The organism is Streptomyces capparidis, assembly GCF_054782095.1.
Map to the genome: position 1 here is coordinate 88,177 of NZ_BAAGTD010000032.1, position 13,679 is coordinate 101,855.

General features: G+C 79.5%; 12 protein-coding genes. 10 read left to right on the forward strand and 2 right to left on the reverse strand.

Annotated features, from left to right (window positions below; all coding sequences use genetic code 11):
- Positions 1-1,182, reverse strand: coding sequence for an NAD(P) transhydrogenase subunit alpha (locus ACYVO2_RS24300; RefSeq protein WP_461010085.1), 1,182 nt, complete (start codon positions 1,180-1,182; stop codon positions 1-3).
- A gap of 713 nt (positions 1,183-1,895) precedes the next feature.
- Between ACYVO2_RS24300 and ACYVO2_RS24305 the strand changes: the two genes are divergently transcribed.
- Positions 1,896-2,906 (forward strand): PP2C family protein-serine/threonine phosphatase, encoded by a 1,011-nt coding sequence (locus ACYVO2_RS24305; protein ID WP_461010095.1) that lies wholly within the window; start codon positions 1,896-1,898, stop codon positions 2,904-2,906.
- Between the two features lie 13 nt (positions 2,907-2,919).
- Here ACYVO2_RS24305 and ACYVO2_RS24310 read toward each other — a convergent pair whose 3' ends face one another.
- The gene (locus tag ACYVO2_RS24310) at positions 2,920-4,257 is read right to left on the reverse strand and encodes a hypothetical protein (RefSeq protein WP_461010086.1); all 1,338 of its coding nucleotides are present in this window, start codon (positions 4,255-4,257) and stop codon (positions 2,920-2,922) included.
- Between the two features lie 99 nt (positions 4,258-4,356).
- Between ACYVO2_RS24310 and ACYVO2_RS24315 the strand changes: the two genes are divergently transcribed.
- The 9 genes from ACYVO2_RS24315 to ACYVO2_RS24355 all read left to right on the forward strand — a co-directional run.
- Complete coding sequence (locus ACYVO2_RS24315; protein WP_461010087.1) at positions 4,357-5,349, forward strand: ABC transporter substrate-binding protein; 993 nt, start codon at positions 4,357-4,359, stop codon at positions 5,347-5,349.
- Positions 5,346-6,383, forward strand: coding sequence for a FecCD family ABC transporter permease (locus tag ACYVO2_RS24320; RefSeq protein ID WP_461010088.1), 1,038 nt, complete (start codon positions 5,346-5,348; stop codon positions 6,381-6,383). The genes ACYVO2_RS24315 and ACYVO2_RS24320 overlap by 4 nt, the downstream gene beginning before the upstream one ends.
- Entirely contained in the window at positions 6,380-7,456 is a 1,077-nt protein-coding gene (locus tag ACYVO2_RS24325; protein WP_461010089.1) for a FecCD family ABC transporter permease, read from the forward strand. The genes ACYVO2_RS24320 and ACYVO2_RS24325 overlap by 4 nt, the downstream gene beginning before the upstream one ends.
- 223 nt (positions 7,457-7,679) lie before the next feature.
- Positions 7,680-8,480: an ABC transporter ATP-binding protein gene (locus tag ACYVO2_RS24330; RefSeq protein ID WP_461010096.1), complete on the forward strand. Its 801-nt coding sequence runs from the start codon at positions 7,680-7,682 to the stop codon at positions 8,478-8,480.
- A gap of 54 nt (positions 8,481-8,534) precedes the next feature.
- The gene (amiA, locus tag ACYVO2_RS24335; protein WP_461010090.1) at positions 8,535-8,651 is read left to right on the forward strand and encodes a streptamidine family RiPP; all 117 of its coding nucleotides are present in this window, start codon (positions 8,535-8,537) and stop codon (positions 8,649-8,651) included.
- Positions 8,652-8,778: 127 nt separating this feature from the next.
- Entirely contained in the window at positions 8,779-9,684 is a 906-nt protein-coding gene (locus ACYVO2_RS24340; RefSeq protein ID WP_461010091.1) for a hypothetical protein, read from the forward strand.
- 80 nt (positions 9,685-9,764) lie between these two features.
- Complete coding sequence (locus tag ACYVO2_RS24345) at positions 9,765-11,276, forward strand: CocE/NonD family hydrolase (RefSeq protein WP_461010097.1); 1,512 nt, start codon at positions 9,765-9,767, stop codon at positions 11,274-11,276.
- Positions 11,273-12,682 (forward strand): YcaO-like family protein, encoded by a 1,410-nt coding sequence (locus ACYVO2_RS24350; protein WP_461010092.1) that lies wholly within the window; start codon positions 11,273-11,275, stop codon positions 12,680-12,682. Before ACYVO2_RS24345 ends, ACYVO2_RS24350 begins: the two co-directional genes overlap by 4 nt.
- A gap of 11 nt (positions 12,683-12,693) precedes the next feature.
- Positions 12,694-13,679, forward strand: a 986-nt coding sequence (locus tag ACYVO2_RS24355; RefSeq protein ID WP_461010093.1) for a nitroreductase family protein, incomplete at its 3' end; no start/stop codon positions are given.

Here is a 13,679-nt window from a genome sequence, read left to right on the forward strand (position 1 = left end):
TCACCGGGCACCTCCGGCGGGGGTTCCCGCGGGCTCGGCGTCCGCGCCGCCGAGCAGTTCCGCGACGGCCCGGTTGACGACCCGGCCGCCGTGGGTGACGACCACGCCGGCCTGTATCTCGTCGGCCGGGTCGATGGCCAGCTCGCCGTCGCGGACCAGGTGCGCCAGCAGCGCGCCGACGTTGCGCGCGTACGCGGTGGACGCGGCGGTCGCCATGGCCGAGGGCAGGTTCCCCGCGCCGATCACGGTGACGCCGCCCTCCAGCACGACCGTGCGGTCCGGCTCGGACAGCGCGACGTTGCCGCCGAGCGGGCTCGCCGCCAGGTCCACCACGACCGAGCCGGGCCGCATCCGGCGCAGCGCCTGAGCGGTCACCAGCAGCGGCGGGCGCCGCCCGGGCACCTGGGCGGTGGTGATGACGATGTCGGAGCGCGAGACGGGGTCGGCCAGCGCGTCGAGCTGGGCCTGCCGCTCGGCCTCGGTCAGTTGCCTGGCGTAGCCGCCCGCGCCGGCGCCCGAGGCGACGGCGGGCAGGTCGAGGAAGCGGGCGCCGAGCGACTCGATCTCCCCCTTGGCCTCGGGGCGCACGTCGTAGCCGGTGACGACGGCGCCCAGGCGGCGGGCGGTGGCGATGGCCTGGAGCCCGGCGACGCCCGCGCCGAGGACCAGGACGGCCGCGGGCTTGGAGGTGCCCGCGGCGGTGGTGAGCATGGGCAGGTACCGGTCGAAGGAGCCGGCCGCGAGCAGCACGGCCTTGTACCCGGCGACGTTGGCCTGGGAGGTGAGGGCGTCCATGGACTGGGCGCGGCTGAGCCTGCGGGGCAGCAGGTCGAGGGAGACCGCGGTGACCCCGGCCCGGGCCCAGTGGCGCACCCGGTCGGGGTCGCGCAGCGCGCCGAGCAGCCCGATCAGCGTCCGGCCGGGACGCAGGTCCGCCTCCTCGGGCGGGTTCACGCACAGCAGGACGTCGGCGCGGGCGTACAGCTCGTCGGCGGGGACGACGGCGGCCCCGGCCGCGGTGTAGTCGGCGTCGGAGAACCAGGCGCCGTCCCCGGCGCCCCGCTCCACCAGGACACCGGCCACCGCCGGGCCCAGGCGGCTCACGGCCTCGGGGACCAGGGCGACCCGGCGCTCCCCCGGCGCCCGCTCCCGCACGACTCCCACGGTGATGCTTCCCGTCATCTGCGGCCTCATCTCTGCCTCGGGACTGCGACTGTGCCTGGAGGTGTGGACCTCGGGTCCGCGGTCCGCGGGACCGCGGAGCGGGCTGACGTCCCCCGGCCCGCGCCGGGGGCGGCGGCGCGCACGGCCGCGTGGGATGCCCGGCGTCCGGCCCGGTCCGGCTCGCCACGGGCACCACGGGCCTGTCCGGGGAGCCCGGCCGGGGCCGAGGCACCGGCCGGTACCTGATGGCTGCATTCTCCGCGCCCGGCTCACCGCGCGCCAGACGGCCGGACCCCGCGTCCGCCGGGTCGCGCGGGGGCGCGCGGATCAGCACGCGGGGGCGGGCGGGCGCCGGCGGGGGTGGTGTGCGCGGGACCGCCGGGCACGGGCGGGCCCGGCGTCGGCACGTCCCGCGGACGGGTGGGCGCACCGGGGGGCGGCGGTGGTGCGGACGGCGCACGCGCGCCCCGGGCGGGGCCCCTCCGGGCCCTCCGGGCAGGCCCCGGGAGTCCCGTCGCGGGCCTGAGGGGGCTCCTGTCCCGTGTGCCGGGTTCCTCCCGGGACGGCTGGGGGGCCGGGGACGGGCGGACCCACGGCTTTTGTGCCCGGCCCCGCGCCCTGGGAAGCTATTGCCGCGAAGCGTCCGAATTCCCCCGACCGCTCCGGAGACCACCTTGGCCGCACCGTGGCGAGACCGCACCAGGCTGCTGTCCGCGTTGCCGTTCGTCGTGATGGCGCTCGTGGCCGGCCTCGACATGGGCGTGGGGCCCGGGTTCGGCTTCCTGCCGCTGCTCTCGCTCGGTCCGGCCTTCGCCAGCCTGGTCGGCGGGGTGCGCCGCACCGCCGCGATCGGCGTGCTGGCGCTGCTGCTGTGCGCCGCGGTGGGCGAGTACGGCGGGCTGCTGGGGACGCGCCGGGGCTACACGGCGCTGGTCTCGGTGGCCGGGGTGGCCCTGGCCGCGCTGGCGGCGACATCGGTGCGGCAGCGCCGCGAGGCGGAGCTGGCCGGGGTGCGGGCGATCGCGGAGGTCGCCCAGCGGGTGCTGCTGCGCGCGGTGCCGCGGGAGGCGGGGCCGCTGCGCCTCGCGGTGTCGTACACCTCGGCGGTGGCCGAGGCGCGCATCGGCGGCGACCTGTACGAGGTGGTGGCCGGGCCGACCGGCACCCGGGTGATCGTCGGGGACGTGCAGGGCAAGGGCCTGGAGGCGGTGGAGACAGCGGCGGCGGTGCTGGGCGCGTTCCGGGAGGCCGCGCACGACGAGCACGACCTGCTGTCGGTGAGCGGCCGGCTGGAGCGCGCGCTGAACCGGCAGCTCTCCGGCGAGAAGTTCGTCACCGCGGTGCTCGCCGAGGTCGGCTTCGACGGCACGGTCTCGCTGCTGAACTACGGGCACCCGGCGCCGCTGCTGGTGCGGGCGGACGGCACCGGCCGGTTCGCTGAGCCGCCGGAGTACGCGCCGCCGCTCGGCCTGGCCATCCTCAAGCCGGAGGGCCCGTCCGCGTACGAGGTGGCGCTGGAGCCCGGCGACCAGATGCTGCTGTACACCGACGGGGTGACCGAGGCCAGGGACCGGGCGGGCCGCTTCTACCCGCTCGGCGAGCGCGCCGTGCTGCTGCACGGCGCCGACCTGGACGGCGCCCTGGAGGCGCTGCGCCAGGACCTGGAGAACCACACCGGCGGCCCCCTGCACGACGACGCGGCCATGCTGCTGATCCGCCGGGAGGAGAAGGCGGAGGGCTGACCCGCCCCTCCTCTCAGCGGCCCACCGTGTCCCCCTCCGCCCCGTCGCCGCGGGCGACCAGCGCCAGGTGCCCTCCCTCGTCCAGCGGGGTGGGCACGGTGACGGTGCGCGGCGGGCCGCCCGCGGTGTCCACCAGGTGGATCTCGCCGTGGCCGCCGCGGGTCGCCGCGACCAGCCCGCAGGCGGGCGAGGCGGCCACCGAGCGCCGCTGCACCCCGTCCCAGGGAGTGCCGCCGCGGCGGGGTGCGCCGTCCATGGGCGGCAGCGGGATCCGGTCGGTGACGGCGGGCTCCCCCGGGCCCGCGGTGTCCGCGCCGACCAGGACGAGTTCGTCGCCGTCGGGGTGGACGCGGGTGAACGCGGCGTGTTCCGCGGCGAGCGCGAGCCGGAAGACGAGCCCCGGGCCGAGCCCGACCCGGCCGGTGCGCCCGCTGTCCAGGTGGTGCCACCAGGCGTCGTTGGTCCACTCCGGCCACCGCCCCGGCTCGGCGGGGCCGCCGCGCACCGTGCTCCACAGGGCGCGGCGGGCCGGGTCGAGCCTGAGGTAGTAGCCCCGGCCGCCGCGCCGCCCGGGGGTGTCCCAGGGCAGGACGGGTCCGGCGACGAGCCCCCGCGCGCCGCGAGCGGCCCGGTGGACGCCCGCGCCGGTGGCGGCGTGGACGTGGCCGCGGGCGGGGTCGGCGGCGTCGCCGTGGCCGTCGTCGGGCAGCGCCAGCGCGCCGCACGGCTCGGCGGGCGGGCAGCCGGGGGCGGCGGCCAGCAGGTCGGCGAGCCGGTGGGCGGTCCACTCGCCCGGCATGCGGTGGCGCAGCATCACCCACGGGTCGCCGGGGCGGTCGGCGTCGTCGAGGAAGGTGACGCCGGGTTCGCCGACGCGGGCGCGCACCCGCACCGAGCGCGGCCGGGACGCCGGGGCGCCGGGCGGGAGCGCCGTCCCGCCGGGCGCCAGGTCCACCACGGTGAGCAGGTCACTCCACGGGTCCCAGGAGCGGCCGCAGCCGGTGGTGACGGCCAGGTGGCGGCCCGAGGCGTCGGCGGCCAGGTGCTCGGCGGGCACGGCCACCGGCGCGGTCGCCGCCACCAGCGGGGCGGCGGTGCCCGCGGCGAACGGGTCCAGCACGACGAGCTCGCCGGCCAGGTCGTCCACGAAGGCCAGTCGCCCGCCGGGCAGGGCCAGGAACCCGGCGTGCTCGGCGAGGTGCCGCCCGTCGAGCCGGGCCAGTGAGCGGCCGGTGTGCGGGTCGAGCACGTACAGGGCGCCGGCGACGTGGTCGGCGACGACGAGGCGCGCGGTTGTCAAGAGGGGCTCCCCCGGGCTGCGTGAGGCGGCTAGCCTGACCGTCAGTGCCATGAAAATGATTATCATGATTCAACTGCGCTGTCAGGGGAGTCATGCCCGGGACGCGTGCCCTCGCGCGCCCGTCCGACCAGGAAGCGAGTAACCGTCACCATGCTGCGTTCCCACCGCCGCGCCTCCGTGCAGGCCGCCGCCCTGCTCCTCGCCGGCGCCCTGCTGGCCGCGTGCGGCGAGTCCTCGTCCGGCGAAGGGGATCCGGGCGAGCCCCGGCCCCGCGCGGACTCGTCCGCCACGAGCGTGCCCGAGGTCGAGCCCGTCGCCGACGCCGACGCCGTCACCGACGTCCGCGGCAAGAAGGTCGCCCCGAAGCGGAGTCCGCAGCGGATCGTCTGCCTGGTCGCCCTGTGCGACGACATGCTGACCGAGCTCGGCCTGGTCCCCACCGCCACCAACTCCGCCCTGCTGAAGCACCCGCGGTTCCTCGGCGAGGAGCGGGCGGCGAAGGTGCCCGTCGTCCCCGGCGGCTTCCTCAGCCCCGAGGTGGAGGCGATCCTGTCCCACAAGCCGGACCTGGTCATCGGCCTGGAGGACACCCACGGCAAGCTCGCGCCCGCGCTGGAGGGCGCCACCACCTTCTGGCCGGTGCAGCCCAGGTCCTGGGAGGACAGCGTCGCCTATCTGCGCGACCTGGCGGCCCTCACCGGCCGCGGCGAGCAGGCGGTCGCGGCGGAGAAGCGGTTCCGGGAGAAGCTGGCCGCGGCGGCGGCGAAGCCGAGCGGGGACACCGCGCTGATCATCTTCGGCAGCGACGAGAACTTCGGCGTGGCCACCCCCGGCCGGGACGTCGCCGCGGGGCTGTTCCCCGAGATCGCCGACTACCCGTGGAAGGACCGGGGCGTGGAGGGCACCTACAGCCTGGAGGAGATCCTCGCCAAGGACGTGGACGTGCTGTTCGTGGAGACCATCGCGTTCGGCGCGCCGGACGGGAAGCTGTCCGAGAAGATGGCGGACAACCCGCTGTGGTCGCAGATCCCGGCCGTGAAGAACGACAAGGTGATCGAGGTCGACCCCGAGGTGTGGGCCAAGGGCCGCGGCACCCGCTCCCTCGGCATCGTCCTCGACGAGGCCGCGGCAGCCCTGCGGTGAGGCGGCTCGTCGCGCTCGCCGCCGTCCTGCTGGCCGCGGCCGCGCTCAGCGCGCTCTGCCTCGGCACGCCGAACATCCCGCCGTCCCGCCTGCCCGCCGCCCTGTTCGGCGGCGACGGGACGGGCACGGCCGTGCTGGAGCGGGTGGTGGTGCGGGAGCTGCGGCTGCCGCGGCTGCTGCTCGCCCTCGTCGCCGGGGCCTGCCTCGGCGCGGCCGGCCTGGTGCTCCAGGAGGCGCTGCGCAACCCGCTGGCCGTCCCCGAGATGCTGGGCGTCTCCTCGGGCGCCGCGCTCGGCGTGGCCGCCCCGCTGGTGCTCGCCCTCGCCCTGCCCGCGTGGGCGCACCCGCTGCTCGCGCTCGCGGGCGCCGCCCTGGGCGGGCTGCTCACGCTGGCCGCCGCCGGGTTCGGGCGCAGCCCGGCCGCCGTGCTGCTGACCGGCGCGGCCGTGGCCGCCGCGCTCCAGGCCGGGCTGCTGGTGCTGATGGTGATGGCCGACCAGCTCGACCTCCAGCTCATCTACCGCTACCTGCTGGGCAGCTTCTCCGGGCGCACCTGGCAGTCGTGGGAGGGCATGTGGCCGTGGCTGGTGGCGGCGGCGCCGCTGCTGGTGCTGTGCGCGCCGGTCCTGGCGGTGCTGCGGCTCGGCGACGAGGACGCGGGCGCGCTCGGGGTGCGGGTGCGCCGGGCCCGGCTGGCCGCGCTCGCGGTGGCCGTGCTGCTGATCGCCCCCGTGGTCGCGGTGTGCGGCCCGGTGGCCTGGGTGGGGTTCCTCGCCCCGCACCTGGCGCGGCGCACCCTGCCGCGCGCCGGCGTGGTGGCGTGGCTGCCGTGGACGGTGGTGTGGGGCGCGCTGGTCACCGTGTGGGCCGACCAGGCGGCGCGGCTCGCGCTGCGGCCGGTGGAGACGCCGGTGGGCGCCTGGACCGCGCTGGTGGGAGTGCCCGCGGGGGTGGCGCTGCTGCGGGCGGGCCGCGGCGGTTCGGCCGGGCGGCGGGCGCCGGTCCCCGCGCCGGAGCGGGAGGTGGCCCGATGAGCCTCGCGCAGCGGTCCGCGCCGCCGTCCGCCGTCGCCGCGGCGCCGCGGCGCGGCCGGCGCCCAGGGCCCGGCGCCCTGCTCTGGCTGCTCGCGCTGGCCGTGCTGGTCGCGGCCGTCGCCGACCTGCTGGCCGGGCGCGCCCTGGCGCCCGGCGAGGTGTGGCGGGCGCTGACCGGGGGGCCGGTGGACGACACCGCCCACCACCTGGTGTGGCGGGTCCGCCTGCCCAGGACCCTGGTGGCCCTGGTGGCCGGCGCCTGCCTGGGCCTGGCGGGCCTGGTGCTCCAGGCGGCGCTGCGCAACCCGCTGGCCGGCCCCGAGGTCACCGGCGTCACCCCGGGCGCGGTGCTCGGGGCGGTGGCCGCCACCGGGGCGGGCCTGGCCGACTGGGCGTCACCGCTCGCCGTGGTGGTGGCGGCGCTCACCGGGGGGTGCGCCGGGGCGGGCCTGCTGTGGCTGCTGACCGGGCGGGAGCGCTCCGACCCGGAGTCGGTGGCGGTGCACGGGGTGCTGGTGTCCGCGGTGCTGGGCGGGCTCACCGCCGTGGTGCTGCTCGTCGCCCCGGGCGAGATCGGCAGCGTGGTGCAGTGGATGGTCGGCACCACGGAGGCGCGGACCTGGGAGCACTGGGCGCTGCTGTGGCCGTGGGCCCTGGTGTGGGGCGCGGCCGCGTGCGCGGCGGCCGGGCCGCTGATGCTGCTGCGGTGCGGCGACCAGGTGGCCGAGGCCGCGGGCCTGGCTCCGTCCAAGGCCCGCGGGGTCGCGCTGGCCTGCGCGGTGGCGCTGACGGCGGGCGCGGTCGCGGCCGTGGGGGCGCTGGGCTTCGTGGGCCTGGTGGTGCCGCACGCCGCGCTGGCCCTGCTCGGCGCCGACCTGCGGGTGACGCTGCCCGGGGCGGCCCTCGCCGGGGCCGCGGCCGTGTGCGGGGCGGACGCGGTCGCGCAGTTCGCCTCCCGCGCCGCCACCGCCTGGGGCGCCGAGAGCCTGAGCGTCCCCGTCGGCGCGGTCACCACGCTGGGGGGCGCCGCCGTGCTGCTGGCCGTGGCCCGCCGCCACGGCACCGAGCCGTGACCGCCCTGTCCCCGTCGATACATCGATACGTCCTTGAGGAAACGCCGTGCCGGAACCCAGCGCCTCACCACCCGTCAGCCCCGGGCCCGCCGCCCCCGAGTCCACCGCCCCCGAGTCCACCGGCCCCGAGTCCACCGGCCCCGAGTCCACCGCCGTCCCGCCGCCGCGCGCGGAACCGGCCGCGGCCGGTCCACCCGCCCCAGCGGGGGACGCCCCGGCCGCCCTGGAGCTGGACCGGGTGGCGTTCGGCTATCCGGGGCGGCTGGTGCTGGACGAGGTGTCGCTGCGGGTACGGCCCGGCGAGCTGCTGGCCCTGGTCGGGCTGAACGGCTGCGGCAAGAGCACGCTGCTGCGCCTGGCGGCGGGGGTGCTGCGGCCGGCGTCCGGGCGGGTGCGGGTGGACGGCGCCGACATGGCGGGCCTGTCCCGCAGGGCGGCGGCCAGGAAGGTGGCGCTGCTGCACCAGTCGGCGCCGCCCGTGCCCGGCCTGACCGTGCGCCAACTGGTGCGGCAGGGCCGCTACGCCGCCAGGGGCCCGCTGGGCATGCTGCGCGACGGCGACGACGCGGTCAGCCGCCGGGCGATGGAGGACGTGGGGGTGGCCGGGTGGGCGGACCGGCCCGTGGACGCGCTGTCCGGCGGCGAGCGGCAGCGGGTGCGGCTGGCGCTGGCGCTGGCGCAGGACACGCCGGTGCTGCTGCTGGACGAGCCGACGACGTACCTGGACCTGCGGCACCAACTGGAGGTGCTGCGCCTGGTGGCGCGGTTGCGCGCGGAGCGGGACCTGACGGTGCTGATGGTCCTGCACGACCTGGGTCTGGCGGCCAGGTTCGCCGAGCGGCTGGTGGCGCTGCGGGACGGCCGGGTGGCCGCGGACGGGCCGCCCGGGGAGGTCGTGACGCCGGGGCTGCTGCGCGAGGTGTTCGGGATCGAGGGGCGGGTGGGCCGCGATCCGGAGGGCGGATGGCCGGTTTGTTATCCCGATCATCCGATCCCCTTGTCAAACGATAATCATTTTCATTAGCCTTCTCCCGGGCGTTCGGAACGGCGCCCGTCATCGAGTGAAACGGAGGCTCCCATGGAGCAGCAGCAGCCCGTCTTCAGCCCCATCGCCGAGCAGGGCCAGCTCGCCCACCTGTCCGCCACCCACTCCAACGCCCTGGTCGAGAACCCGTTCGACGACGACCAGGAGTAATCCGCTCCGCAGGGCCCGTCCGGAGAGCCGCTCCGGGCGGGCCCGCCGCGTCCCGCCCCGGCTCCGGGGGTGCCGGGGCGGGACGCCCGCCGAAGACCCCCGAGCCGCCGCACACCTGGAGGGAACGTTGACCCGGCCCCAGCTCGCGCCCGGCGTCGCGATCGTCGCCGCCCCCGGCGCGCACCCGGCGGTGCGCACCCCCGACGGCGAGTTCCTGCGGATCAACGCCTCCCCGGAGGGGCTGGCCCGGCTGCTGCGGCGGCTGGACGGCGCCCCGGACACCGCCGACGCCGCGCGGGCCGCGGGCGCCACGGACACCATGGACGCCGTCGCCGCCGACGCCGCCGACGAAGAGGCGGACCGCCTGCTCGCGGCGTTCCGGGACGCCGGCTACCTGAGCGCCCCCGCGCCGTGGCCGCCCGCCCGCGCCGAGGTGCTGGTCCTGGGCGACCCCCGGCTGACCGAGCCGCTCACCCGGCACCTGGCCGCCGCCGGCGCCCGCCCGCGGGCCACGGCGCCCGAAGAGGTCGCCGCGCTCGCCGAGGGGGCCGCCGCTCCCCCGGCCGCCGTGGCCTGGTGCCTGGACCGCCCGGTGCCGCCCGGCCTGTGGGACGCCGCCGACCGGCTCCCGTCCCGCGGCATCGCCTGGGCGCGCTGCCACCGGGAGGGCCCGCAGGCGTGGATCGAGCCGGTCGCCGCGCGGGAGGGCGACGTCCTGGCCGCCCATGTGCGCGCCCGCCGCCTCGCCGCCACCCCGGCCCACCGGGAACTGGCCGCCTACTGGGAGGGGCCCGCCGCGTCCGGACCGCACCCGCAGCCCTTCCCTGCGGGCGCCGCCGTGGTGGCCGCGCTGCTCGCCGCGGGCCTCGCCGCCTGGGCGCAGGACCGGCCCGCCGCCCCCGTACCCGGCGGCGCGGACCCGCTGCCCGCCGCGCGGAAGCTGCGCCGGGTGGACCTGCGCGACCTCACCGTCACCGAGCACCCGGTGCTGCCCGTCCCCGCCGTCGCCCCGCTGCCCTCCCCCGCGCCGTGACCCCCGCCGCCGACACGCCGACCACCGCCCCGGCCACCGGGACCCCGGCCACCGGGGCACCCGCCGTCCGCACCGGCGCCGTGCCCGCCCCGGACGGGGCCGCGCTGGCCACCGACTGGTGCCTGCCCGAGGGCGCGGGCCCGTTCCCCACCGTGCTGCTGCGCACCCCGTACGACCGGCGGTCGCACCACGCCGAGCTGCGCGGCTGGGCCCGCCGGGGGTTCGCCGCCGTCGTCCAGGACGTGCGGGGCCGCCACGGGTCGGGCGGGGGGCGGGCGTGGTCGCCCTACCGCCGGGAGGCCGACGACGGCGCCGCCGCCGTGCGCTGGTGCCGGGAGCGGCCGTGGAGCGACGGCGCCGTGGTGGCCTGCGGCGCCTCGTACGCCGCCCACTGCGCGCTGGTCCTGGCCCTGCACCCCGACCCGGCGGCCAGGGCGGACGCGGTGATCGCGGCCGTGCCCGCGCTCGGGCTCGCCGAGACCGCGCGGGAGGACAGCGGCGTGGAGCGGCTGTACGGCCGCGCCGGGTGGTGGGCCGCCCACGGGGACCGCGCCGACAGCGACCCGGACTTCCTGGAGCGGGCGCTGCGGGCCGACCCGGGACTGCTCGCCCACCTGCCCGTCACCGACCTGCCGCGCCGCCTGGGCCGGGCGCTGCCGTCCTGGACCCGGCTGTGGGACGCGGCGCCAGCCGACGTCGCGGGCGCCGCCCGGGACGGCGCGGTGCCCCTGCTGGCCGTCGGCGGCACCCACGACGTGTTCGCCTCCGCCACCGTGGCGCTGTGGCGGGCCTGGGGCGGGCGCGGCGGCGGCCCGGCCCGGCTGCTGCTCGGCCCGTGGGGGCACGGCCTGACCGCGCAGCCCGGGCCCGACGCGCACGGCGGCCACCGGGTGCGGCTCGGCGTGCTGTACGCCTCCTTCGCCCGCGCCGCCCTCGCCGGGGCGCTGCGCGGGCGCGGCGGCGCGGCGGCGCTCGGCGGCACCGGAAGCTGGCTGCCCGCGGCGGCGCTGGACTCCGGGGTGCGCGAGGTGCCGCTGGAGGGCGGCCCGTGGTCGATGCGGGTGGCGCGCGGCGCCGCGTTCACCGCCGACCCGGCGCGCCCGGTGCGCTCGGACCGGCTGGACGTCCCCGCGGACGGGGAGCCCGACCGGTGCCTGGCCGTCGGCGCGCCGCTGCCCGCCGACTGCGACCTGGCCGGGCACGTGGAGGCGCGCCTGGCCGCGACCTGGGACACGCCGTCGGCCGACTGGGCGGTGCGGCTCGTCGCCCTCACCCCGCGCGGCACCGCGGAGCCGCTGGGCACGGGCATCGCCCGCGTCGCCGGACCGGCCGCCGGGCCGCGCGAGGTCCGGGTGCGGCTGGGCCCGCTGGTGCGGCGCCTGCCCGCGGGCACCCGGCTGCGGGTGGAGGTCGCCGGGCACCACTTCCCCGCGCACGCCCGCAACCCGCACACCGGCGAGGACCCCGTCCGCGCCACGGCCGCGCGCCCGTCCCGGCGCACCGTCGCCGCCCGGCACAGCCGCCTGCTGCTGCCCGTGCCCGGCCCGGCCGCCGCCCGCACCGTCCGCCCCGAGGAGGAGACACTCCGGTGACCGCACTCGCCCCCGCCGCGACCGCGACCGCCCCGCCGCTGCCCCTGCGCGCGCTGGTCGACCCGGTGTGCGGCCTGGTCCGCTCCGTCGCCCCCGTCGAGCACCCGGAGGGCACCCCGGCCCGCTACGTCGCCATGACCGCCGACGTCGCCGACGCGCGCCGCCTCGGGGCCTGGCCCGCCGACCGGGTCGCCCTGGGCACCACCTTCGGCGACCCGGACGGGGCGTGGACCGCCGCCGTCGCCGAGGCCGTGGAGCGCTACTGCGGCAACCGGCTGCCCCCGCCCGGCACCCCCGGCGCCCCGCTGCGCACCACCGCGGACCGCCTGGCCGCCGAGGGCCGCGGCCTGCTCACCCCCGGCGAGCTGCCCGCCTACGCCGACTGGCAGTACGACCGGCCCCGCTTCCCGTACCGCAGGCTCACCGGCGGCACCGAGGCGCTGTGGACCCGCGGCACCGAGCAACTGCCGAACGGGGAGCGGCGCGAGTGCTGGGCGCCCGTGGCGCTGACCCACCTCAACTGGCGGCAGGGGGAGCTGAAGGCGCTGCCGCGCACCCACCACCTGAACTACGCCGGGATCGCCACCGGCCAGGGCTTCGCCGACGCCGTGGAGCGGGCGCTGCTCGAGGTGGTGGAGCGGGACGCGCTGGAGCTGTGGTGGCACCTGGGCGGGCCCGCCGTCGGCATCGACCCGGCGAGCGTGCCGGGGCTCGCCGCGGACCTGGCCGGGTCGCCGCTGAAGGTGTGGGTGGTCCGGATGCCGAGCGAGTTCGCGCCCGCCATGGCGGCACTGGTGCACGACGAGTCGCGGGACCTGTACGCGGCCGGGTTCGCCTGCCGTCACGACCCGGCCGAGGCCGCCCGCAAGGCCGTGCTGGAGGCCGTGCACACGTGGGTGTTCACCCAGGGGCTCACCGAGCCCGGCGGCTGGGTGTTCCGGGCGATCGAGGCCGGGATGCTGGCGCGCGGCCTGTACCTGGACCACCGCGCCGACCGGCGGTACCTGGACGACGCCGGGGAGGACTTCGCGCGGGTGCGCGACCTCGGCGCCCATGTGCAGGTGTGGCTGGACCCGCGGCTCGCCCCGCTGGCGCGGCGCTTCACCCACCCGGAGCGGACCGTGCCGGTGGACGTGGTGCCCGCGGGCTCGCCGCGGCGCCTGCGCGAGAAGCTGGCCGCGGGCGGGCACCGCGTCGCCGTCTTCGACCTGACCACGCCGGACGTGGCGGAGACCGCGCTGCGGGTGGCGCGGGTGCTGGTGACCGGCCTGGTGCCCAACGCGCCCGCGGCGTTCGGCTACTACGGCTGCCCGAGGTTCGGCCGGGCGGCCGTGGACCGCGGCTGGCGCACCACTCCTCCGACGGCGCCGGGCGACTTCACGCTCGCTCCCGCGCCGCACATGTGAGGGGGTGGGCCATGAGCGGCTGGAGTGTGCGGGACGCCCGCGGCGCGCGGGTGCGGCCGGCGGGTGCGGGTGCCGGGAGCGCCGCGGACGGGACGGGTCCGGGCGCGGCGGGGCGGGCTCCCGGCGCGGGCGGGCCGGGGGCCGTCCCGCGCCCGCGGGGGCGGGGTCCGGACGCCCGCCTCGTCGCGGAAGCGCTCGCCGAGGCGCGCTCCGGCCTGCCCGTGGGCCCCGACACCCCGCCGGGGCCCGTCCGCGCGCGGTGGCCCGGGGACGGCGTGGTGCCGCCCGAGGCGCGCGCGGGGCAGCTCGACCTGGCCGGGGTGCTGCGCCTCTCCGTCCGGGCGGGGGTGCCCGGCGCGGACGGCGGACCGCGGACCCGTCCCGCGGCCTCGGCCGGGGCGCGGTACCCGGTGCGCGTCCACCTGCTGGCGGGCCCCGGCTGCCCGGTGCCGCCGGGCCGCTACGCCTACGACCCGCTGGACCACCGCCTGCACCCCCGCGGCCCGGCCCCGCCCGGCGCCGCGCCCGGAGCCGTGGCCGTGCTCACTGTGGCCGCCCGGCGCACCGTCTCCCACTACGGGCACCGGGCCTGGCCGCTGCTGCTCCTCGACGCCGGGCACACCGCGGCGGCGCTGGCCCTGGCCGCCCTGGCCCGCGGTCACGCCGCCGCCGTCACCTGGGACGCGGGCGCGGACGCGCTGGCCGCGGCGGCGGGGCTGCCCGCGCCCCGGCACTGGTCCGCCCTCTGGCCGGGCACCTCGGTCGAGCACCCGCTGGCCGCCGTCCACCTCCGGCCGCGGGAGGGGGCGCAGGACAACTGCCCGCTCGCGCCGTGGACGGCGCTGCCGCCGGGCGGGCCGCCGCTGCCCGCCGCCGCCGTGCCGCCCGATCCGCGCACGGACCGCGCCGAGGCCGTGCTGCGGGCGCTCACCGGGGACGGGAACGGCCCCGCCCCGCGCTCGCGGCCCGCCGCGGTGCCGCCCGCCGTGCCGTTCGC

Coding starts and splice junctions, on each gene's coding strand:
- ACYVO2_RS24310 (WP_461010086.1), bottom strand. CDS start 4,257: ATGGCACTGACGGTCAGGCTAGCCGCCTCACGCAGCCCGGGGGAGCCC.
- ACYVO2_RS24305 (WP_461010095.1), top strand. CDS start 1,896: ATGGCGCTCGTGGCCGGCCTCGACATGGGCGTGGGGCCCGGGTTCGGC.
- ACYVO2_RS24325 (WP_461010089.1), top strand. CDS start 6,380: ATGAGCCTCGCGCAGCGGTCCGCGCCGCCGTCCGCCGTCGCCGCGGCG.
- ACYVO2_RS24315 (WP_461010087.1), top strand. CDS start 4,357: ATGCTGCGTTCCCACCGCCGCGCCTCCGTGCAGGCCGCCGCCCTGCTC.
- ACYVO2_RS24300 (WP_461010085.1), bottom strand. CDS start 1,182: ATGACGGGAAGCATCACCGTGGGAGTCGTGCGGGAGCGGGCGCCGGGG.
- amiA (WP_461010090.1), top strand. CDS start 8,535: ATGGAGCAGCAGCAGCCCGTCTTCAGCCCCATCGCCGAGCAGGGCCAG.